The following is a 20,115-nucleotide window of genomic DNA, read 5'->3' on the forward strand; positions in this document are numbered from 1 at the left end:
AGCCGACGGAGGAATCCGCCACTACTGACAGCGCTCCCACCCCTACGGAACTAACCGATGCGGATCAGTCGCGAGCCGTGCGCGGGCACGTCCTGGGCGGTCCAGCTGTCCCACGACCAGCCCAGGCTCTTCCGGGCCACCAGGTCCCGGACCGGGCGCAGGTGACCGGCGCCGACCGACTTGAAGTCGACCTTGATGTCGGCCGGCGTCGAGCCGAGGTTGTAGACCGCGACGTACGTCTTGCCGTGCACGACCTTCTTCCAGACCTGCAGGTCGCCGGCGGTGACGCGGGTCGGCAGCACCGCGGACTGGTCGAGGGCGATGACCTCGGGGTTGGTGAGGATCTCGACCGCCTGGTCGTCGATGTTCTGCAGGTCGCCGCCGACGTACAGGGGTGAGGAGGCCATCGACCAGAACGTGAACACGGACTGCCGCTCGACGTTGCTGATGCCGTCCTGCAGGCCGGTGCCGCTGTTGTTCACGATCGGCATCGAGTCGAGGTCACCGAGGTAGTTGGAGCGCAGGTGCGGCAGCCAGTTCGGCAGGTCCTCCCAGCGGTTGTCGACCGAGCTCTCCCAGGTCGCCGTGGTGTCGCAGTAGCACTCGACGTCGGTGTCGATCCGGACGCCGTTCACCGACGGCCGCAGCCCGTCGGCGGCCGCGATGTCCACCGGCCAGGCGCTGCCGCTCAGCCAGATCTTCCGGCCGGACTTGTCGATCGCCTTCGAGTACGCCGCCATCTCGGCGACGCTGGACGGCAGGATCCCGTCGATCTTCAGGAAGTCCACGCCCCAGGAGGCGAACTTCTTCACCACCGAGTCGATGTACTTCTGCGCGCACGGCTTGGTGTAGTCGATCATCCAGTTGTCGCCCCACTTGTTCGCCGTGGTCAGCGGCAGGACGGTGATCTGCTGGACGGTGCAGTTCGTGCCCGCGATCGGCACGTTCTGGTCGTAGATCTTCTTCTCGAGGCCGATCGCGCCGTAGATGCCGAGCTTGAGGCCCTTGCTGTGCACGTAGTCGGCGACCGGCTTGATGCCGTTCGGGAAGCGGACCGGGTCGGCGCTCGGGATGCCGTTCGCGTCGCTGTTGGCCTGCCAGTCGCCGCGGGTCTTGCTCCACTCGGCGTCGAGGTTGATGTAGCGGTAGCCGGCCGGCTTGAGCTTGGCCGCCATCGTGTCGGCGGTCTTCTTCACCCGGGCCTCGTCCATCCAGTCGCCGCCGTAGCCCGGCGCCTTGGTCGAACCGATGCTCCAGCTGCTCCAGCCCATGAACGGCTGTGGGTGCGGTGCCTTCGCCTCCGCCGGCGCCGTGACGGCGACGGCCAGCAGCGGGGCGATTGCTGCGCAAGTGACTACTTTTCGGAGGGTCATACAGCGAACCTATTGTCATTACTTAACTCTGGCAACAAATAGGGTTTCTGTCGGTGGCGAGTTCTAGCATCGCCGGATGCCGTCGCTGGGTGTGGATTTCCGTCGTCTCTGGCTCGCCTACACGGTGAGTGCCGCCGGGAGCGCGGTCGGGTTCGGCGCCTTGCCGCTGATCGCGGTGCTGGTGCTCGACGTGAGCACGTTCCAGGTCTCGTTGCTGGCCGCGCTGTCCGCGGTGGCGGGTGCGGCGCTGGCGCTGCCGATGGGTGACTTCATCGAGCAGCGGTACAAGCGGCCGGTGATGATCGCGGCGGACCTCGTCCGGTTCGCCGTCCTGCTCAGCGTTCCGGTGGCGGCGGCGCTCGGCCTGATGACGTACGCGCAGCTGTGCGTGGTCGGGATCCTGCACGCCGCGGCGCTGATCGCGTTCACCGCCGCCAGCGGCGCGCACCTCAAGGCGCTGGTCCCGGCCGAGCAGCTCGGCGCGGCCAACGCGCGGTTCGAGCAGACCGCGTGGATCACGCTCAGCGTCGGCCCGCCGGTCGGCGGCGCGCTGATCGGGCTGATCGGTGCGACGTTCACGCTGGCGCTCGACGCGGTCTCGTTCCTGCTGTCGGCGTTCGGGATCGGCCGGATCCGGCAGCCCGAGCCCGTACCGGTACGGCGTACTGAGAAGGCCGACATCACCGCGGGCTGGCGCTACATCTGGCGGCAGCGCGGGCTGCGGGTGCTGTTCATCAACTCGCAGCTCTTCGGCGGGCCGGTGATGATGACGTCGCCGTTGCTGTCGGTCTTCATGCTGCGCGACCTGGGGATGCCGCCGTGGCAGTACGGGCTGGTCTTCGGGCTGCCGTGCGCCGGCGGCGTGCTCGGTGCCTGGGTCGCGCCGCGGCTGACGAGCCGGCTGGGGCTGCACCGGATGCTGCTGCTGTTCGGCGTACTGCGGGCGCCGTGGGTGCTGCTGCTCCCGCTGGCGACGCCGGGAGTCGGTGGGTTGCTGGTGCTGATCGTGGCGGAAACGCTGATCATCACCGCGGCCGGTGCGTTCAACCCGTCGTTCGCGACGTACCGGATGCAGGTCACCGAGGACGGCTACATGGCGCGGGTCTTCACCGCGTGGTCGATCACCTCGCGGGCCGTGCAGCCGGCGTTCATGGCGGTCGGTGGCGTGCTTGCCGGGCTGATGGGGATCCGGGCGACGTTCCTGGTCGCGGGGATCTGCTGCCTGGCCAGCGCCTTCGTGCTGCCGTGGCGCAGCGCGGCGTACGCCGAGCCAGTACCGGAGGCGGCCTGAGCGTTGCGGTACGGTCCGGCGCATGGCGGATGCCGAACCGACGACCGACCGCACCAGCACGTTCTACTGGGTGTGCGCGGCGCTGTGCCTGGTGATCGCGCTGTTCCTGGCCGCTGACATCAGCAAGTCCAACAGCCAGTACGGCGCGGCCGCGTGGGCCGGTGCGGCGCTGGCCGCCGTACTGATGCTCGGGCTGACCGCCCTGTACGTCGCCTGCGCCACCGGCCGGCTGCAGCTGCGCCGCCCGGTGACCGGCACGCTGACGCTCTTCCACGTCTCGACGCTGTGCGTCGTGGCAGCAGTCGGCGCCGACATCCTCATCCCGGCGCGCGACACCGGCTCCCTGGCCCTGCTGCTGCCCTGGGGCATCACCTACTGGCTCTACAACCTCAAGCCGGCCGAACCCACCAGCTAGTTCAGGTGGGCCCGCAGGTAGTCCATGTCGGCCTTCTGCCCGTTGTCGGCGTTAGGCGTCTCGACCACCACCGGCGCCCCGGCGGCCTTCACCACCGCGACGATGTCGGCCGGGTCGATGTGCCCCTGCTCGAAGTTGCTGTGCCGGTCGGCGCCCGACCCGAACTCGTCGCGGGAGCCGTTCGCGTGCACGAGGTCGATCCGTCCGGTGATCGCGAGCACCTTCTCCACGATCGTCGGCAGCTCCTCGCCGGCCGCGTGGAAGTGGCAGGTGTCCAGGCAGAACCCGACGTTCTCCAGCCGGTCGTTGCCCGACGCCTGGACCGCCTCCCAGAGCCGCTCGATCCGCTCCAGCTGGCGCGCCATCGCGTTCTCGCCGCCCGCGGTGTTCTCGATCAGCAGCGGCACCGGCAGCTCGGCCCGCTCGATGCACTTGCGCCAGTTGTCGAAGCCGGCCTCCGGGTCGTCCTCGTCGCCGACGTGCCCACCGTGCACGATCACGCCCTTGACGCCGATCTCGGCCGACTTGTCCAGCGTCTGCTGCAGCAGCTTGCGGCTCGGGATCCGGATCCGGTTGTTCGTGTTCGCCACGTTCAGCCGGTACGGCGCATGCACGTACAGCGCGACGCCGGCGGCCTCGGCGCGCTCCTTCAGCGCTTCCTCGCCGTCGGCGTAGGCCAGCTTCGGCGCCTTGTAGTCCTGGGGGTTGCCCAGGAAGAACTGCACCAGGTCGGCTCCCCGGTCGGCCGCCTCGGCCAGCGGGTCTTCCTGATCGACGTGCGCCCCAAGCTGAAAACTCATGAACCCACCCTAGAACCACCCACCGACAGCCCGCCGCCGAGGCCGGACGGTGACGGAGTGCTGACCCGGAGTTGTCAACAGGCCCCCGGAGGTGGTCAGGAGACGGTCCGGCCGCTGGTATTCTTCTGGTGTGGCCCGGTCCAGCGACCGGGCTGCTTGCTTGGTTTCGGCGGCAATTGCCGGAGCCGGGTGTTCGCATCGCCCTCCTGCCACGGAGAGACCGTGGCCGCCAAGTCCGAAGGAGGTGGAGTTCGCGCATGCGTCGTTACGAAGTCATGGTGATCCTCGACCCGGAGCTCGAAGAGCGCACCGTTGAGCCGTCGCTCGACACGTACCTGAACATCGTCCGCAAGGAAGGTGGAACGGTCGAGAAGCTCGACATCTGGGGTCGTCGCAAGCTCGCCTACGACGTCAAGAAGAAGGCCGAAGGCATCTACGCCGTCATCGACCTGACCGCCGAGCCGGCTGTGGTGAAGGAGCTCGACCGTCAGCTCACGCTGAACGAGTCGATCCTGCGCACCAAGGTCATCCGGCCGGACCAGCACTGAACCCTGGGGTCGTCAGCAGCATCGGTACTGTCGGCGCCAGCCGCTACTGATAGCTGTGGACACAGACACACCCGAATGCAGGAGGAACGGTAATGGCAGGCGAAACCGTCGTCACACTGGTCGGCAATCTTGTCGACGACCCCGAACTGCGGTTCACCCCGTCCGGTGCCGCCGTCGCGAACTTCCGGATCGCGTCGACCCCACGGACGTACGACCGGCAGTCCGGTGAGTGGAAGGACGGCGAGTCGCTGTTCCTGAGCTGCTCCGTCTGGCGGCAGGCTGCCGAGAACGTGGCCGAGTCGCTGCAGCGCGGGATGCGCGTGATCGTGCAGGGCCGGCTCAAGTCGCGTTCGTACGACGACCGTGAGGGCAACAAGCGCACGGTCTTCGAGATCGACGTCGACGAGGTCGGTCCGAGCCTGCGCAGCGCCACCGCCAAGGTCACCCGGGCCTCGCGCTCGGGCGGCGAGGGCGGCGGCGGCAACTTCGGTGGTGGCGGCAACTCCGGGGGAGGGTTCGGCGGTGGCGGCAACCAGGCCCCGCAGAACGACCCCTGGGCGTCCCCGCAGGGTGGAGGCGGCGGCGGTCAGTCGCCGGCTCCGCAGAACGACCCCTGGGCGAGCCAGGGCGGCGGTTCCATGGAGGAGCCCCCGTTCTGATCCGTCGCAGGATCTCACTGTCACTCTGACCATTCCGGCACCCGTGCCGGGCTCTGCTAGGAGGAGAGCACCACAATGGCCAAAATCATCCGGAAGCCGAAGAAGAAGGTCTGCGGCTTCTGCAAGGACAAGGCGACGTACGTCGACTACAAGGACACCGCGCTGCTGCGCAAGTTCATCTCGGACCGCGGCAAGATCCGCGCCCGCCGGGTGACCGGGAACTGCGTGCAGCACCAGCGCGACGTCGCCACCGCCATCAAGAACGCTCGTGAGGTGGCCCTGCTGCCGTACACGAGCACGGCTCGCTGAGGGAGGTCCGAACCATGAAGCTCATCCTTGCGCAGGAGGTCGAGGGCCTCGGTAACCCCGGCGACATCGTCGAGGTGAAGGACGGCTACGGCCGCAACTACCTGGTTCCGCGTGGGCTGGCCATCGGCTGGACCCGCGGCGCCGAGAAGCAGATCCAGTCGATCAAGCGGGCGCGCGACGCCCGGGCGATCCAGGGCAAGGAGCACGCGAGCGAGGTCAAGAACCAGCTCGAGCAGCTCGGCGTCACGCTGGACGTGAAGGCCGGCGAGACCGGTCGCCTGTTCGGCTCGGTCACCCCGGCCGACGTCGCCGGTGCGATCAAGTCCGCCGGTGGCCCGCTGGTCGAGAAGCGCGCGATCACGATCGGCTCGCCGATCAAGACCACGGGCAAGCACCAGGTCTCGATCCAGCTGCACCCCGACGTGGCCGCCACGGTCCGCCTCGAGGTCGTCGCGGTCTGACGCTCCACCTGTAGTACTGACAAGGCCCGGACTCCTCAGGGAGTCCGGGCCCTGTGTCATGTCATTCCTTCTTCGCCGTCGGCCAGCTCGCCGGGCGCGGGTCGCTGCCCTGTGCGTTCGCGGGTTTCTTCACCGTCGGCAGACTCACCGGCCGCGGGTCCGACGAGTTGATCGACCCACTCGGCTTGTCGACGGTCGGCCAGCTGCTCGGCCGCGGCTCGTCCTCCAACCCGGCCGCTCCGGCCGACACAGGTGCCAGCACCAGAAGCACCGACGCGCCGACCAGCGCCCAGCGTCCGGCCTTCACTTCTTGTCCAAGGCGTACAGAACGGTGCCGTGGACAACGATCGCGCGGTTGCCCGCGATCCCCCACGGCCGCGCCGCGTTCTTCGGCAGCTCGGTCAGCTTCCCGCCACCGGGCACGATCGACGACAGCTTCCCGCCCGAGTTCGCGTAGATCGTCGTACCGGTGACCGACAACGGGTCGAAATCTTCGCGAAGAGTCGTCTTCCGCCCGATGAAGTCGATGATGCACTCGCCGTACGCCGCGACCTTGCCGCTCGGGTCCGGCACCCACTTCCAGCTCGACACCCGGCGCGGATCCACCGCCTGGCAGGCTGCCGCGACCGACCCGTCGGCGGTCGAGCTCACCGTCGGGATCACCGCGTCCGGATTCTTCGTGTTCCAGATGACCAGCGCGCGCCCCGGGCTCGCCATCGCGATGTGGTTGATTCCCGTCGCGCCCGCCGGCGGCTTCAAGGTCAGTTGCTGCAGGTCTTTCCCGGTCTGGCTCCAGTAGAGCGGCCCGGCGTACCGCGCGATCAGCGCCTTGTCGCCCTCGGCCAGCAGTACGGTCGAGAAGCGCGGCTGGTTCTCCACCGTGTGCAGTTCGCCGTTGCTGACGACGCTCGCGCTGGTGTCCCCGAACGTGATCAGCGGCGACGTCCCGAAGAACTGCACGTCGGCGCCGTCCGGCAGCTCGATCGACGTCGGCTCGACGCCGTCGCCGGGGTAGTAGCGCAGCTCCTTCGGCGTCGCGATCGCGAGCACCGGCTTGGAGTCGATGGTGGTGTAGACCGGATCGCTCGCGTTCTTCGGGAGCTCGTCCTGGTAGAGCACCTTCCCGTTGCTGTCCAGGACGACGAGCTTCTGCTCCTCGGTCAGCACGGCGACCTCGCTGCCGTCCGGCGACACCACGGGCGCGGACCCGTCGGCGATGTCGACCGTCCAGCTCGCGTTGCCGGTCCACCCGGGAGGCGCCGGCCGCCCGATGAACTGGTCCGGCACGATCCGCGGCAACGGCAGCTCGGGCAGCATCTTCACCGCCGACGGCTTCGGCTTGGCGGGGGTGCGCCCGACCAGCAGGTACGCCGTCGTCCCACCGACCAGTACGACGGCCAGCCCGGCCGCGGCGACGATCGGCCAGATCGGCTTGCGTTTCGGGGCCACCTCGATCGCGTCGACCTGGCCGTCGGGGTGGATCACCAGCGGCCACGACGACCCGTCGGAGTCGATCGCGGTCGCCTTCACCGGGCGGCCGAGCTGCCCGGCCCGCTCGGCGATCAGCGCGATCGCGGCCTGCCGCGGGTCGTGGTGGTTGACCGGGTGGCTGCGCCCGGCGATCTTCACCTCGGCGTTGTGGTCGTCGTACAGCCGAATCGTGACCTTCGGCCAGGACGGGATGCCCTTGTCAGCCACGGTCACCACTCATCCAGGCCACGGAACTCCCTCGATCGTCGGCTTCACGGGGTCTCGTTCTAGCATGGCGACCGCCTGCAACACCTACCGAACACATGCTGCCGCCCAGGCATGCCAAGCCCCGAGCCGGCAGGCTCGGCTGACCCCGACAAGGGGGTAGAAACATCCTCGCCTGTGGATGGGTCACGCCCGTGTACCCCGTTAGCGAGACAATACTGTGGGCGACAGCCCGTGACACGCCGCGAGAGGAGGGGTCATGACGCAACCGCAGCACAACCCGTGGACGACGCAGCAGCCGCTGCCACCCGGGCCGCAGCAGTCCGCGGCCGGCCCCGGCCCCGAGGCGGGTCCACGGGGGCCGTCGGCGCCGCAGCACGGCGTACCGGCGCCTGCTGAGGACCAGCGGCTGCCCAAGTTCGCGATCCCCGCGGCCGACACCCTGTGGTGGGTCGGCGTGCACGGCGGGGCGGGCGAGTCGACGATGTCGCAGCTGCTGCCCGGTACGCGCGCGGCCGGGCACCGCTGGCCGATCCCGCCGCCACCGGTGCCGACTCCCGTCGTCCTGGTCGCGCGCACGCACGGGTCGGGTTTGCGGGCCGCGCAGCGCGCGGCGATCGAATGGGCTTCCGGGGTGGTCCAGGGTGTCGCCGTGCTGGGGCTGGTGCTGATCGCGGACGCTCCCGGCCGGCTGCCGCGGGTGCTCGACGACTTCGCCGACATCGTCGGCGGCGGTGTTCCCCGAGTGTGGGACATCCCCTGGATCGAGGAGTGGCGAAGGGGGGAGGATCCCACGCCGGACAACACCCCTGACGAGGTTTTCGAAGTTCTCGAATCCATCTACGCTCTTCGCGCGTCAAATCCAGCGGACTACCCCGCCCCGTACTGAAAGGCTCTGTTCATGTTGGCAAAGACCATCCACCTGCTCGTCCCGCTCGTCGAAGACCTGCCCGACGACGTCACCGACAAGGTCGACACGGTGGTCAGCTGGGTGACGACGATCGCGATCGCGGTCTGCGTCCTCGGTGTCATCGTCGCCGGCGCCATGATGGCGATCGGCCAGCGCCGTGGTGAGGGCGGCGAGCACGCGGCCCGGCTCGGCTGGGTCCTCGCGGGCTGCATCGTGATCGGTACGGCCTCGGCGCTGGTCAACACCATCGTCGGATGACGACCCCGCCGCGCACCGCCCTGCACGGTTCGTCCAGGGGCTGATCCACGATGGCCTGGTTCAGTGGACGCGACTCTTCCGGTTCCGGAGACGACGGCAACGACGCCTCGGTCTGGGAGAGTCGCGGCTTCGTCGCGTCGGCGATCGTCATCGGGGCGGTCGTCGTGTGTCTCGTCGTCTGGCTGGTCGCGGGCGGCGCCCGGTCCGGTACGCCGGACAGCCGGCAGAGCCCGTCGGTCACGCCCACCCAGGTGGGGCCGACCGACGACTCGTCCGACGACCCCACCGAACCACCGGCCACCCCCGACCCGCCCAGCTCGACACCGTCGGTGCCCGCCACCCCGAACGGTACCGGGGGCTGCCGCGCGAAGAACCCGCCGCAGCGGATCCCGCGCGAGGCGCCGGGAGCGGTCAGCTGGCAGTTCGAGACGAACATGCTGATTCCCCTGCAGGCGCAGGGCGGACCGGCTGTGCAGGACGCCAAGGGGCTGCGCTCCTGCTTCGCGCACTCGCCGACCGGCGCCGTACTGGCCGCGATGGTGACGCTCGGCCAGATCCGCAACCCGCAGCTCACCGAGGCCGTCCTGCGGACCCGGATCGCGCCCGGTGACGGGCGGACCCTGGCGCTGAAGGCGGTCCGCACCTCCCCGACCCCGCGCAACACCGGGCAGACCTCCCAGTTCACCGGCTTCAAGGTGATCGACTACCTGCCGAACCGGACGATCATCTCGATCGCGGTCCGGCTGGACAGCCAGAAGGTGGCCGGCCTGCCGGTCACGCTGCTCTGGCAGGACAACGACTGGAAGCTGGTCCTGCAGCCGGACGGCAGTTTCAACGGCGCGGTCGCGCCGGACGTCCTGCAGTCGCTCGAGGGTTACGTCCGGTTCGGGGGCGCCTGATGATCTCGCTGGGCTGTTCCTGGGCGCCGTGGGACTGGGGCGACTGCATCTCGGAGAAGCTGGGCGACGCGCTGGAGTGGGCGATCGGCAGCCTGTTCGACCTGATCTTCGACGCGATCAAGGCGGTGGTGATCAAGGCCGTCGAGATGGTGATGGAGGCGGTCGGCACGCTCTGGATCGACATCGACACCCCGCAGTTCGGCAACAACAGCGCGGTCGCCTTCGTCCAGGAGCGGACGCTGTGGCTGCTGGTGCTGGCGGCAACGATCGCGATGATCGTCGGCGGCGTCCGGATGGCCCTCGCGCAGCGCGGCGAGGCGGTCCGCGACATCGTCAAGAGCCTGCTCACGATGGTGATCGTCTCGGCCGGCGCGGTGGCCTTCGCCAGTGCGCTGATCCAGGTCGCGGACAGCTTCTCGGAGTGGATCGTCGACGCGGCGATCAAGGCCGGTCCGCCGCCGGAGCCGATCCCGGGCAAGCCGACGCCGGAGGTGTCGACGTTCGCCACCCGGATCGGCGAGATCCTGGTGAACCCGCTGAAGACCGAGGGCGTCGGGCTGATGCTGGTGATCGTGATGGGCATCCTGATGGTGGTCACCTCGATCATCCAGCTGGCCCTGATGGTGATCCGGTACGGGATGCTGATCCTGCTGGTCGGGATCCTGCCGCTGACCGCGGCGGCGACCAACACCGAGGTCGGGATGATGTGGTTCAAGCGGTCGGTCTCGTGGCTGGCCGGGTTCATCCTCTACAAACCGATAGCGGCGATCATCTACGCGGCCGCGATCACGCTGATCGGTACGCCGCAAGGCGCGACGGACGAGACGCTGGCCGTGATCACCGGCGTCGCCATGATGATGCTCGCCGTCGTCGCCCTGCCGGCCATCCTGCGTTTCGTCTCGCCGAAGACCGGAGGCTGACGTGCTGGCACTCCTGTGCGACGACGGCTGGGACGCCTGTATCCGGGACTTCCTGCTGGATGCCCTCACCCCCGCAGTCGAGGCGTTGATTAAGTTGATCTTCGATCCGATTCTCAGTGAGCTGGCCGAGGCCGTCGGCAGTGTGATGGGGACCATCGGGACCTTCTGGGTCTTCATCGAGACGCCCGCCGTCGGTGACACGCAGGGACGGCCGGACAGCGCGACGGTCGGCTGGCTGTGGGAGCACACCGCCTGGCTGGCGATCTTCGCGGCGATCATCGGCGTGATCGTCGGCGGCGCCCAGATGGCCTGGTCGCACCGCGGCGACGCCGCCCGTGACGTCCTCAAGTCCCTGTTCACGCTGGCGGTCGCCTCCACCCTCGCGATCGGCCTCGCGCAGCTGCTGATCAGCATCGGCGACACCTTCTCCAAGTGCATCGTCTCCACCGCGCTGAACACCGACGCGACCACCGGGTGGACCTGCACGATCGGCGCGGGCAGCCAGCAGGCGTTCGGCGACGCGATGATCGTGCTGTTCGGGCTGTCGGTCGCCCAGGGCGGTCTGCTCGGTCCGGGGCTGATGATCGCGATCGCGATCCTGACGCTGCTGGCCTCGGTGATCCAGGTCGTGCTGATGGTGGTCCGGTACGCGATGCTGATCCTGCTGCTCGGCGTACTGCCGGTCGCGGCGGCCGCGACCAACACCGAGATGGGCCGGAACTGGTTCAAGCGGATCCTCGGCTGGCTGGTCGCCTTCATCCTGTACAAACCGGTCGCGGCGCTGGTTTACGCGACCGCGATCAAGCTGACCGGGGCCGCCTTCGAGGAGGGCGAGCGCAACGGCCCGCTGGCGTTCACGGCACAGGACCCGGGGACCGCGATCATGAACATGATCACCGGCGTGACGATGCTGGTGCTCGCGCTGTTCGCGATGCCGGCGCTGATGCGGTTCGTGGCGCCGATGGTCGCCGCGACCGCCGGTGCCGCGGGGGCCGGTGGCCTGGCGGCCAAGATGGTCGGCGCCGACAAGCTCGCGGACGGCGCCAGCAAGAGCACCTCGAGCGAGAGCGACGGCCCGTCCGGCTCCCGCAACGTCGGGCGCTCCAGCAGCAGCAACTCCTCCCCGCCGAGTTCCGGCCCGCGCGGCTCGCAGAACTCCGGCCAAGCCAGCGGCAGTAGCGGCGGCGGTGGTGGTGGCGGTGGAGGAGGCGGCGGCGGTGGAGGCGGCGGCGCTGGTGGTGGCGCAGGCGGTGGCGCCGGAGGCGGCGCAGGCGCAGGCGCAGGTGCCGGAGCCGGCGGTGGTGCCGGTGCTGGTGCCGGCGCAGGAGCAGCAGGCGGTGGCGCAGCGGCCGGTGGTGCCGCAGGCGGTGCGGCGGCCGGCGGTGCGGCAGCCGGTGCGGGTGCGGCGGCCGGCCCGGTCGGCATCGCGGTGGTGGCCACCGCGGCGGTCGTCAAGAAGGGCATCGACACCGCCAAGGACGTGAGCAGCGAGGCAATCGGCGACGACAGCGCGATGGATGAGGGACCAAGTGGCAGCGGCTGACAGCGTACGAACGGCGCCCAGGACATACGGCAACTGGCGCGCGCCCGCCTCCGCGGGCATCGCCGGGATGGGCACTCTCGGCACCGCGATCATGATGTTCGGCCTGGTGATCACGATGATCGCCACCCTGGCCAGCGGGATCGGCGGTGCGCTGGTGTCGCTGCTGATCGTCGGTACGGCGCTGCTGCTGCTGATGACCAAGGACAAGCACGGGCACTCCGCCCTGCAGAGGCTCTCGACCCGAATTGGATGGCAGCGAGCGAAGATGGCCAGGCACAACGTCTACCGATCCGGACCCCTCGGCCGTACGGCGTGGGGCAAGTTCCAGCTCCCCGGTCTCGCCGCGGCCTCCCAGCTCAGCGAGTACCAGGACTCCTACGGCCGGCCGTTCGCGCTGCTGTTCTACCCGAGCACCCGGCACTTCACCGTGGTGATCAACGCCGAGCCCGACGGCGCCTCGCTGGTCGACGAGGACCAGGTCGACGTCTGGGTGGCGCACTGGGGGCAGTGGCTGGCCTCGCTCGGGCACGAGCCGGGCATCGTCGCCGCCTCGGTCACAGTCGAGACCGCGCCCGACACCGGGATCCGGTTGCGCCGTGAGGTCTCGCAGAACATGCAGGACGGTACGCCGGCGATCGCCCGCGCGATGCTCGCCGAGGTGATCCAGACCTACCCGGAGGGTTCGGCGCTGGTGTCGGCCCGGGTGGCGCTGACCTTCAAGGGCACCGACCGGAACGGGAAGCGGCGCAAGGAGGACGACATGGGCCGCGAGCTCGCGTCCCGGTTGCCGGCCCTGACCCAGAGCCTGAACTCGACCGGCGCGGGCGCGGCCCGGCCGGTCACCGCGCAGGAGCTGTGCGAGACGATCCGGATCGCCTACGACCCAGCGGCCGCCGTACTGATCGACGAGGCGCGCGGGCAGGGCATCGCGCCGGAGCTGCAGTGGACCGACGTCGGCCCGGCCGGTGCGCAGTCGTTCTGGGACAAGTACCGGCACGACAGCGCCTGGTCGATCACCTGGCAGATGACGCAGGCGCCGCGCGGTGAGGTGTTCTCCTCGGTGCTGTCCCAGCTGGTCGGGCCGCACCCGGACATCGACCGCAAGCGGGTCACCCTGCTCTACCGGCCGCTGGACGCCGCGACCGCGGCCCGGATGGTCGAGGCCGACAAGCGCAACGCGTCCTTCCGCGCGACCGCGTCCTCGCGGCCGTCGGCGCGTTCGATGGCCGAGGCCCGGGCTGCCGACCGGACGGCGCAGGAGGAGGCCCGCGGCGCCGGCCTGGTGAACTTCGGCATGGTCGTGACCGGCACGGTGATGACCGCCGAGCAGCTGCCGGACATGGTCGCCGCGATCGACAACCTCGGCGCCACCGCCCGGGTGCTGCTGCGTCCGGCGTACGGGTCGCAGGACTCCGCGTTCGTCGCCGGGCTGCCGCTCGGTGTCGTGATGCAGAGCCACCTGTCGGTGCCGGCGGGTCTGCGGGAAGCGCTGTGAGCCGACGGGAGAGCTCGTGAGCAAGAAGCCGAAGAAGCCGGTCGACCCGAGCCGCGGCGGCCGCCGCCCGATGCCGCGCGGCTGGCCGGGGATGGGCGGCGGCTACTCGACGTACCTGCAGGCCCCGGCGGAGTGGCGCGGGACCACCGTGCAGGTCTGCGGGATGTGGCCGTTCGCGGCCGGCACCGGCAGCCCGATGGTCGGGGTGCCGATCGGCCGCAACATCATCTCCGGCGCGACCATGTGCTGCGACCCGATCAGCTGGTTCATGCGGGCCAAGCTGATCTCGAACCCGTCGATGTTCGTGCTCGGCAAACCCGGTCTGGGCAAGTCCACGATCACCCGCCGGATGGCGCTCGGCCTGGCCGGGTACGGCGTGATGCCGCTGGTGCTCGGCGACCTGAAACCCGACTACAAGGACCTGATCGAGGCGCTCGGTGGCCAGGTCATCCAGCTCGGCCGCGGCCGCGGCCACTTGAACGTGCTCGACCCGGGCGAGTCCCGGCAGGCCGCGCTGCGGCTGACCGGCTCGGCCCGGCAGGCGATCGAGGCCGACGCGCACGGCCGCCGGCAGACGATGGTCTCGGCGCTGATCTCGATCATGCGGTCGGCCCCGCCGACCGACCGCGAGGAGACCATCATCGACGAGGCCCTCAAGGTGCTCGACGAGCGCCACGAGGGCACGCCGGTGCTGCGCGACCTGCTCAAGGTCGTCCAGGACGCGCCGGACCGGGTCCGCAACGTCACCCTCGACCGCGGCAGCCTGGACCGGTACCGGCAGATCACCGAGGGCCTGGAGGCGTCGCTGATCGGTCTGGTCGGCGGCGGCCGGCTCGGCGAGATCTTCTCCGAGCAGACCGACCACCCGATGAAGCTGGACCGGCCGGTGGTCTTCGACGTCTCCAACATCGACGACTCCGAGACGAACCTGCAGGCCGCCGTCCTGCTGGCCTGCTGGTCGTACGGGTTCGGCGCGGTCGCCGTCTCGCAGGCGCTGGCCGACGCCGGCCTCGAGCCGCGGCGGCACTACTTCGTCATCCTCGACGAGCTCTGGCGGGTACTGCGGGCCGGCCGCGGCCTGGTCGACCGGGTCGACGCCCTGACCCGGCTGAACCGGCAGCGCGGTGTCGGGATGGCGATGATCTCGCACACCATGTCCGACCTGCTGGCGCTCGAGCACGCCGAGGACCGGATGAAGGCCAAGGGCTTCGTCGAGCGCTCCGGCATGGTGATCTGCGGCGGGTTGCCGCGGGCCGAGATGCAGAACCTCACCGAGGTGGTGCCGATGTCGGAGGAGGAGCAGAACATGCTCATCGGCTGGCAGGACCCGCCCGCGTGGGACCCGGCCACCGGCGAGGAGGCGGCACCGCCCGGACGAGGCAACTTCCTGGTCAAGGTCGGTGGCCGCCCGGGCATCCCGGTGCACGTCGGGCTGACCTCGGTCGAGCGCGAGATCAACGACACCAACAAGCTCTGGAAGACCGGCGCCGACGGCCGCCCGCTCAAGGTGGAGATCGCCGACGACGGGACCGAGGAGGTGGTGGCCGAGTACACCTTCGACGACCCGGCCCAGCTGCCTCCGCCCGACCCCACCACCCGGGTGGTCGCCCGAAGCGGAGTTGACGACTGATGGCACAGGGACGCAAGAGCACCGGCGGCGCCGCGATCTCGCCCGAGGCGATCGCGCTGTTCGCCGTGATCGGACTGGTCGCGCTGGTCTCGGTCGGGACCTGGGTCGCGGCCTCGCTCGGGGCCGCGATCAGCGGCGACAAGAAGCCGGGCGGGAACCCGCTGTCGGTGCCGATCGACCTGATCTCCGGCGACTACGAGTGGCCGGGCGCGGCCACCGTCGTACTGGTCGCCGAGATCGTCGTCGTGGCGGCGCTCGGCGCCGGCCTGTTCATGCTGCTGCGCAACCGGAGCGGCAGCAAGTCGCGGGTCGACCGGCACGCGCAGCTGATGTCGAACCGCAAGGACCTGCGCAAGATCCTCCGCGAGGGCGCGCAGGAGACCGCGAACCGGCTCGGTGCCGGGCACGCCGGTCCGGGCGTCTTCATCGGCCGCACGGTGCGCGACGACCTCGAGCTGTTCGGCTCCTGGGAAGACATGCACATCGACATCTGGGGCCCGCGCACCGGTAAGACCACCACCCGCGCCGTACCGGCGATCCTGGACGCGCCGGGTGCGGTGATCGCGACCTCGAACAAGCGCGACATCGTCGACTCCAGCCGCGGGCCGCGCAGCGCCAAGGGGCAGGTCTGGGTGTTCGACCCGCAGGGCGTCGCGGACGAGGAGCCCACCTGGTGGTGGAACCCGCTGAGCTACGTCACCGACGAGGTGAAGGCCCGGCAGTTCGCCGACCACATCGTCAACAGCCAGCGCCAGGAAGGCGCCCGCTCCGACGCCTACTTCGACACCGTGGCCGCCGACCTGCTGGCCGGGCTGCTGCTCGCGGCCGCGCTGGCCAAGCGGCCGATCAACCAGGTCTACCTGTGGCTCGCCGACCAGCTCAACGACGAGCCCGCCCGCATCCTCGACAACACTCCCGGTTACGAGCTGCCCGCGCAGCAGATGGCCAGCCTCTACAGCCTTCCGGACAAGCAGCGCGCCGGCGTCTTCGGTACGGCGCAGCCGAACGTGCAGTTCCTGCTGAACCGCAAGGTCGCCAAGTGGGTGAACCCGAACGGCCCGAGCGACAACCGGCCGCAGTTCGACCCGCACGAGTTCGTCCGCAGCAGCGGCACCCTGTACAGCCTGTCCAAGGAAGGCACCGGTACGGCCGGCCCGCTGGTCGCCGGCCTCACCGTCGCGATCGTCGAGGCGGCCGAGGAGTACGCCAAGACCTGCCCGATGGGCCGGCTGCCCACGCCGCTGGTCGGCGTACTGGACGAGGCGGCGAACGTCTGCCGCTGGAAGGACCTGCCCGACCTCTACAGCCACTTCGGCTCCCGCGGCATCGTGCTGATGACGATCCTGCAGTCCTGGGCCCAGGGCGTGGAGTGCTGGGGCGAGCACGGCATCGAGAAGCTCTGGTCCTCGGCCAACATCCGCGTCTACGGCGGCGGTGTCTCGGACTCGAACTTCCTGGAGCGGCTCAGCAAGCTGATCGGCGAGTACGACATCAACTCGAACACGGTCTCCTACGAGGGCGGCAAGCGCTCGCACAGCAGCCAGGTGCAGCGGCACGCGATCATGGAGGTCTCCGACCTGACCTCGATGCCGCCCGGCCGCGCGGTCGTCTTCGCCTCCGGGACGCCGGCCACGATGATCAAGACGATCCCGTGGATGGCCCGGCCGGACGCCGCCTCGGTGCGGGCGTCGCTGGCCCAGTTCGACCCGGGCGCGGCCTCGACCGCGGGCCCGGCCGGCGGCGCGTCGAACCCGTGGATCGCGGCCGGCCAGAAGGCCAAGCACAACCCGCTCGGCCCGGCCCAGGCGACCTGGCCGGCGACGCCGGACAACCAGCCCGCCGTACCGCCGCAGGGGCAGCAGCAGCCGCAGCAGCAGTGGGGTCAGGCGCAGTGGAGCCCGCCGAACCCGAACGACCGGCGCGGGTGACAATGTGGAGTGCACCAAGGCGGTGTGACCGGCGTGGTCGCACCGTCCGGCCGGACGGCAGCCCAGGAGGAGAGCCATGGACGACGACGTGATGGAGCTGTACTACCCGCACGTCGCGGCCTTCGTGGAGGACCGCCTGGTCTACCTGTACGCGCGCCGGCTCGGGCAGACCTTCGTCTGGTGCCCGGAGTGGTTCCGGCACGCCGAGGCGCTCAGCCGGCTGGACTCGATCTGGCGGGCCTGGGAGCACCTGCGGCTCGACCCGGCGACCGGGATGTCGGTCTGGTGGCGCGACCACGCCGACCCGCACATGCACGTGCTGCTCAACCCCGACGGCCCGTTCGCGGGCTGCCGCGGCGCGCACAGCGAGTACACCGCGCGCCCGCTGGCCACCGTGCCGCCGCCCGAGGGCCTGTTCTACGACCAGCGCGAACCCAGCATCTGATCCAGCAGCCGGCAGGCTCTGGGAGAATAGAGACATGGTTATGGAATCCGCACGTCCGGTGTCGCTGACCGGGATCAAGCCGACCGGCGACCCGCATCTCGGCAACCTGATCGGCGCGATCCGGCCGGCGCTGCAGCTGGCCGACTCCTACGACGCGATGTACTTCATCGCCGACTACCACGCGCTGACCGTGCTCCGGGACGCCGAGCAGCTGCGGCACTACACGCGCTCGGTGGCGGCCACCTGGATCGCGGCCGGTCTCGACACCGACCGGATCACGATGTACCGGCAGTCCGACGTACCGGAGACGTTCGAGCTGCACTGGGTGCTGTCGACGGTGGCGGCCAAGGGCCTGATGAACCGGGCGCACGCGTACAAGGCGGCCCGGGACAAGAACCAGGAGGCCGGCAAGACCGACCTCGACGCGGGCGTCAACATGGGCCTGTACAACTACCCGGTGCTGATGGCGGCCGACATCCTGCTGATGGACTCCGACGTGGTCCCGGTCGGCAAGGACCAGTCCCAGCACGTCGAGTACGCCGCCGACATCGCCGGCACCTTCAACCACCTCTTCGGTGAGGACAAGCTGAAGGTCCCGCGGCTGGTGCTGCCCGAGGACGACGCGGCCAAGACCCTGCCGGGCATCGACGGCCGCAAGATGAGCAAGAGCTACGGCAACACGCTCCCGCTGTTCGCGCCGGAGAACCAGCTGAAGAAGCTGGTCCGCAAGATCGCCACCGACAGCACCCCGGTCGAGGACCCGAAGGACCCGGACAGCTCGTCGGCGTTCCTGATCTACGAGCAGTTCGCGACGCCGGAGCAGCTGGCCGACACCCGCAAGCGGCTCGAGGCCGGCGGGATGGGCTGGGGCGACCTGAAGAACGAGCTGTTCGAGGTGATCAACACCCAGATCGGCCCGCTCCGCGCCCGGTACGACGCGCTGATGGCGCCGGGCTCCGACTTGGACGACCTGCTCGAGGCCGGGGCCGTCCGGGCCCGGGCCCGCGCGCGTGTTGTGCTCGACCGGGTCCGGGACGCGGTCGGTATCTCGCAGTAGCTGTGTGGCCGGCGCGGTCAGCGGACCGCGCCGGTGACCAGCCAGGCGTCACGGCGTTCGCGGGTGACCAGCGTCAGCAGACGGAGCAGCATGAACCCGCCGAACGCCCACCACAGCGCCACGACGCCGCCGTCGAACCAGATCACGCTGAGCGCCAGCGGGACGTAGAGCACGAGCGCGATCACACCGGCGACCGCCAGGTACGGCCCGTCGCCCGCGCCGATCAGTACGCCGTCCAGCACGAACACCACGCCGTTCACCGGCTGCCAGAGCGCGGCGACCAGCAGCACCGCCGACAGCGAGTGCCGGACGGCCGGGTCCTCGGTGAACCAGGGCACGTAGATCGTGTGCAGGCCCCACAACGCGAGGCCGCCGACGAGCCCTGACCACAGTCCCCACCACATCATCCGGCGGGTGATCGCGCGGGTGCCCTCGACGTCGCCCGCGCCCAGCGAGCGGCCGGTGAGCGCCTGCGCGGCGATCGCGATCGCGTCCAGGGCGAGCGCGAGGAACGACCAGAGCGTGAACGCGACCTGGTGCGCGGCGACGGACGTCGTACCGAGGGAGGTGGCGACGAAGGTGGCCAGGATGATCGCGACCCGCAGCGTCAGCGTGCGGACGACCAGCGGTACGCCGGAGTGCGCCGAGGCGCGGATACCGGGGAAGTCCGGGCGCAGCTTGGCGCCGTCGCGGCGGGCGCCGCGCACGACCACCACGACCAGCGCGACTCCGGCGGCGGTCTGCGCGAGCGCCGTACCGAGGGCGGAGCCGGCGATGTCCAGGTCGAGGCCGTAGACCAGGACCAGGTTGAGCACGATGTTCAGCAGGTTGGCGGTGATCGCGACGATCATCGGCGTCTTGGTGTCCTGCAGCCCACGTAGTACGCCGGTGGCCGCGAGCAGCAGCAGCATCGACGGGATGCCGAGGCAGCTGATCCGCAGGTAGATCACCGCGTGGTCGGCGACGTCCGGCGACGGGTTGAACGCCCCGATCGCGGACGGCGCGAGCAGGAGGCCGAGGGCGGCCAGTACGACGCCGAGCAGCAGCGCGAGCCAGAGGCCGTCGATGCCCTGGGCGAGCGCGCCCTTGTGGTCGCCGGCGCCGATCCTCCGGGCGACCGCCGACGTCGTGCCGTACGCGAGGAACACGCAGACGCCGACGAGGGTCTGCAGGATCGTGCCCGCGATCCCGAGCGCGGCCAGCTGCGGGGTGCCGAGGTGGCCGACGATGGCGGAGTCGGCCAGCAGCATCAGCGGCTCGGAGACGAGGGCGAAGAAGGCCGGCACCGCCAGCCGGAGGATCTCCCGGTCCTGACTGCTGGTAAGGCGCACGGGCCTTATTGTGCCTGACAGAGGCTGTGCACAACGCAGCGGACCGAACTGTCTCGAATCTTTTTCTCCTCCACACCTGTGGGTTGGCGAAACCGCAGGTCAGAGGGATGTTGTGGATCTTTTCGCCAAGATATCCACAGGGTTGTTC

General features: G+C 69.9%; 21 protein-coding genes. 16 read left to right on the top strand and 5 right to left on the bottom strand.

Annotated features, from left to right (window positions below; translation table 11 throughout):
• Window positions 1-50: 50 nt before the first annotated feature.
• Window positions 51-1,373: a glycoside hydrolase family 27 protein gene (locus ACZ6Z4_RS27910; protein WP_465570113.1), complete on the bottom strand. Its 1,323-nt coding sequence runs from the start codon at window positions 1,371-1,373 to the stop codon at window positions 51-53.
• A 76-nt stretch (window positions 1,374-1,449) separates the two neighbouring features.
• Here ACZ6Z4_RS27910 and ACZ6Z4_RS27915 point away from each other — a divergent pair, with 76 nt between their 5' ends.
• Together ACZ6Z4_RS27915 and ACZ6Z4_RS27920 are read left to right on the top strand one after the other, a co-directional pair.
• Complete coding sequence (locus ACZ6Z4_RS27915; protein ID WP_465570117.1) at window positions 1,450-2,664, top strand: MFS transporter; 1,215 nt, start codon at window positions 1,450-1,452, stop codon at window positions 2,662-2,664.
• A 22-nt stretch (window positions 2,665-2,686) separates the two neighbouring features.
• Window positions 2,687-3,079: a hypothetical protein gene (locus ACZ6Z4_RS27920; RefSeq protein WP_465570120.1), complete on the top strand. Its 393-nt coding sequence runs from the start codon at window positions 2,687-2,689 to the stop codon at window positions 3,077-3,079.
• Here the strand turns inward: ACZ6Z4_RS27920 and ACZ6Z4_RS27925 are convergent.
• A complete protein-coding gene (locus tag ACZ6Z4_RS27925) occupies window positions 3,076-3,879 on the bottom strand; it encodes a deoxyribonuclease IV (RefSeq protein ID WP_363670349.1) in 804 nt (267 codons plus the stop codon). The genes ACZ6Z4_RS27920 and ACZ6Z4_RS27925 overlap by 4 nt on opposite strands.
• 257 nt (window positions 3,880-4,136) lie before the next feature.
• On the opposite strand from ACZ6Z4_RS27925, the gene rpsF reads away from it, so the two are divergent.
• The 4 genes from rpsF (at window position 4,137) to rplI (ending at window position 5,856) form a co-directional block, all read left to right on the top strand.
• The gene (gene rpsF / locus ACZ6Z4_RS27930) at window positions 4,137-4,427 is read left to right on the top strand and encodes a 30S ribosomal protein S6 (protein WP_344177900.1); all 291 of its coding nucleotides are present in this window, start codon (window positions 4,137-4,139) and stop codon (window positions 4,425-4,427) included.
• A 92-nt stretch (window positions 4,428-4,519) separates the two neighbouring features.
• The gene (locus tag ACZ6Z4_RS27935; protein WP_465570123.1) at window positions 4,520-5,086 is read left to right on the top strand and encodes a single-stranded DNA-binding protein; all 567 of its coding nucleotides are present in this window, start codon (window positions 4,520-4,522) and stop codon (window positions 5,084-5,086) included.
• Window positions 5,087-5,161: 75 nt separating this feature from the next.
• The gene (rpsR, locus tag ACZ6Z4_RS27940; protein WP_012924539.1) at window positions 5,162-5,395 is read left to right on the top strand and encodes a 30S ribosomal protein S18; all 234 of its coding nucleotides are present in this window, start codon (window positions 5,162-5,164) and stop codon (window positions 5,393-5,395) included.
• A 14-nt stretch (window positions 5,396-5,409) separates the two neighbouring features.
• Window positions 5,410-5,856, top strand: coding sequence for a 50S ribosomal protein L9 (rplI, locus tag ACZ6Z4_RS27945; RefSeq protein ID WP_465570126.1), 447 nt, complete (start codon window positions 5,410-5,412; stop codon window positions 5,854-5,856).
• Between the two features lie 61 nt (window positions 5,857-5,917).
• On the opposite strand, the gene ACZ6Z4_RS27950 is transcribed toward rplI, so the two are convergent.
• Both ACZ6Z4_RS27950 and ACZ6Z4_RS27955 read right to left on the bottom strand, forming a co-directional pair.
• Window positions 5,918-6,163 (bottom strand): hypothetical protein, encoded by a 246-nt coding sequence (locus tag ACZ6Z4_RS27950; protein WP_465570128.1) that lies wholly within the window; start codon window positions 6,161-6,163, stop codon window positions 5,918-5,920.
• Window positions 6,160-7,560, bottom strand: coding sequence for a hypothetical protein (locus ACZ6Z4_RS27955; RefSeq protein ID WP_465570130.1), 1,401 nt, complete (start codon window positions 7,558-7,560; stop codon window positions 6,160-6,162). Before ACZ6Z4_RS27955 ends, ACZ6Z4_RS27950 begins: the two co-directional genes overlap by 4 nt.
• Before the next feature lie 250 nt (window positions 7,561-7,810).
• Between ACZ6Z4_RS27955 and ACZ6Z4_RS27960 the strand changes: the two genes are divergently transcribed.
• The 10 genes from ACZ6Z4_RS27960 (at window position 7,811) to ACZ6Z4_RS28005 (ending at window position 18,636) form a co-directional block, all read left to right on the top strand.
• A complete protein-coding gene (locus ACZ6Z4_RS27960) occupies window positions 7,811-8,440 on the top strand; it encodes a DUF6668 family protein (protein WP_363670336.1) in 630 nt (209 codons plus the stop codon).
• A 12-nt stretch (window positions 8,441-8,452) separates the two neighbouring features.
• A complete protein-coding gene (locus ACZ6Z4_RS27965) occupies window positions 8,453-8,719 on the top strand; it encodes a TrbC/VirB2 family protein (protein WP_363670333.1) in 267 nt (88 codons plus the stop codon).
• 50 nt (window positions 8,720-8,769) lie between these two features.
• Window positions 8,770-9,618 carry a DUF8175 domain-containg protein gene (locus ACZ6Z4_RS27970; protein ID WP_465570134.1) on the top strand — a complete coding sequence of 283 codons (849 nt, stop codon included), beginning with the start codon at window positions 8,770-8,772 and terminating at the stop codon, window positions 9,616-9,618.
• Complete coding sequence (locus ACZ6Z4_RS27975) at window positions 9,618-10,538, top strand: type IV secretion system protein (RefSeq protein WP_465570136.1); 921 nt, start codon at window positions 9,618-9,620, stop codon at window positions 10,536-10,538. Before ACZ6Z4_RS27970 ends, ACZ6Z4_RS27975 begins: the two co-directional genes overlap by 1 nt.
• 1 nt (window position 10,539) lies before the next feature.
• Entirely contained in the window at window positions 10,540-12,081 is a 1,542-nt protein-coding gene (locus tag ACZ6Z4_RS27980; RefSeq protein WP_465570138.1) for a hypothetical protein, read from the top strand.
• Window positions 12,056-13,576, top strand: a complete 1,521-nt coding sequence (locus tag ACZ6Z4_RS27985; protein ID WP_465570140.1) for an SCO6880 family protein — start codon at window positions 12,056-12,058, stop codon at window positions 13,574-13,576. Before ACZ6Z4_RS27980 ends, ACZ6Z4_RS27985 begins: the two co-directional genes overlap by 26 nt.
• Window positions 13,577-13,592: 16 nt before the next feature.
• Window positions 13,593-15,206, top strand: a complete 1,614-nt coding sequence (locus ACZ6Z4_RS27990; protein WP_363670322.1) for an ATP/GTP-binding protein — start codon at window positions 13,593-13,595, stop codon at window positions 15,204-15,206.
• Window positions 15,206-17,134 carry a type IV secretory system conjugative DNA transfer family protein gene (locus tag ACZ6Z4_RS27995; protein WP_465570142.1) on the top strand — a complete coding sequence of 643 codons (1,929 nt, stop codon included), beginning with the start codon at window positions 15,206-15,208 and terminating at the stop codon, window positions 17,132-17,134. The genes ACZ6Z4_RS27990 and ACZ6Z4_RS27995 overlap by 1 nt, the downstream gene beginning before the upstream one ends.
• Before the next feature lie 76 nt (window positions 17,135-17,210).
• Complete coding sequence (locus tag ACZ6Z4_RS28000; protein ID WP_465570143.1) at window positions 17,211-17,579, top strand: DUF4913 domain-containing protein; 369 nt, start codon at window positions 17,211-17,213, stop codon at window positions 17,577-17,579.
• 40 nt (window positions 17,580-17,619) lie between these two features.
• Window positions 17,620-18,636, top strand: a complete 1,017-nt coding sequence (locus ACZ6Z4_RS28005) for a tryptophan--tRNA ligase (protein ID WP_465570145.1) — start codon at window positions 17,620-17,622, stop codon at window positions 18,634-18,636.
• A gap of 17 nt (window positions 18,637-18,653) precedes the next feature.
• On the opposite strand, the gene ACZ6Z4_RS28010 is transcribed toward ACZ6Z4_RS28005, so the two are convergent.
• Window positions 18,654-19,967, bottom strand: a complete 1,314-nt coding sequence (locus ACZ6Z4_RS28010; RefSeq protein WP_465570148.1) for an MATE family efflux transporter — start codon at window positions 19,965-19,967, stop codon at window positions 18,654-18,656.
• Window positions 19,968-20,115 lie beyond the last annotated feature (148 nt).

It is taken from the genome of Kribbella sp. NPDC104740 (assembly GCF_055583505.1).

What these genes read in the sequence shown, in the direction of transcription:
- ACZ6Z4_RS27910 (WP_465570113.1), bottom strand. Translation starts at nt 1,373, where the DNA reads ATGACCCTCCGAAAAGTAGTCACTTGCGCAGCAATCGCCCCGCTGCTG.
- ACZ6Z4_RS27915 (WP_465570117.1), top strand. Translation starts at nt 1,450, where the DNA reads ATGCCGTCGCTGGGTGTGGATTTCCGTCGTCTCTGGCTCGCCTACACG.
- ACZ6Z4_RS27920 (WP_465570120.1), top strand. Translation starts at nt 2,687, where the DNA reads ATGGCGGATGCCGAACCGACGACCGACCGCACCAGCACGTTCTACTGG.
- ACZ6Z4_RS27925 (WP_363670349.1), bottom strand. Translation starts at nt 3,879, where the DNA reads ATGAGTTTTCAGCTTGGGGCGCACGTCGATCAGGAAGACCCGCTGGCC.
- rpsF (WP_344177900.1), top strand. Translation starts at nt 4,137, where the DNA reads ATGCGTCGTTACGAAGTCATGGTGATCCTCGACCCGGAGCTCGAAGAG.
- ACZ6Z4_RS27935 (WP_465570123.1), top strand. Translation starts at nt 4,520, where the DNA reads ATGGCAGGCGAAACCGTCGTCACACTGGTCGGCAATCTTGTCGACGAC.
- rpsR (WP_012924539.1), top strand. Translation starts at nt 5,162, where the DNA reads ATGGCCAAAATCATCCGGAAGCCGAAGAAGAAGGTCTGCGGCTTCTGC.
- rplI (WP_465570126.1), top strand. Translation starts at nt 5,410, where the DNA reads ATGAAGCTCATCCTTGCGCAGGAGGTCGAGGGCCTCGGTAACCCCGGC.
- ACZ6Z4_RS27960 (WP_363670336.1), top strand. Translation starts at nt 7,811, where the DNA reads ATGACGCAACCGCAGCACAACCCGTGGACGACGCAGCAGCCGCTGCCA.
- ACZ6Z4_RS27965 (WP_363670333.1), top strand. Translation starts at nt 8,453, where the DNA reads ATGTTGGCAAAGACCATCCACCTGCTCGTCCCGCTCGTCGAAGACCTG.
- ACZ6Z4_RS27970 (WP_465570134.1), top strand. Translation starts at nt 8,770, where the DNA reads ATGGCCTGGTTCAGTGGACGCGACTCTTCCGGTTCCGGAGACGACGGC.
- ACZ6Z4_RS27975 (WP_465570136.1), top strand. Translation starts at nt 9,618, where the DNA reads ATGATCTCGCTGGGCTGTTCCTGGGCGCCGTGGGACTGGGGCGACTGC.
- ACZ6Z4_RS27985 (WP_465570140.1), top strand. Translation starts at nt 12,056, where the DNA reads ATGAGGGACCAAGTGGCAGCGGCTGACAGCGTACGAACGGCGCCCAGG.
- ACZ6Z4_RS27995 (WP_465570142.1), top strand. Translation starts at nt 15,206, where the DNA reads ATGGCACAGGGACGCAAGAGCACCGGCGGCGCCGCGATCTCGCCCGAG.
- ACZ6Z4_RS28000 (WP_465570143.1), top strand. Translation starts at nt 17,211, where the DNA reads ATGGACGACGACGTGATGGAGCTGTACTACCCGCACGTCGCGGCCTTC.
- ACZ6Z4_RS28005 (WP_465570145.1), top strand. Translation starts at nt 17,620, where the DNA reads ATGGAATCCGCACGTCCGGTGTCGCTGACCGGGATCAAGCCGACCGGC.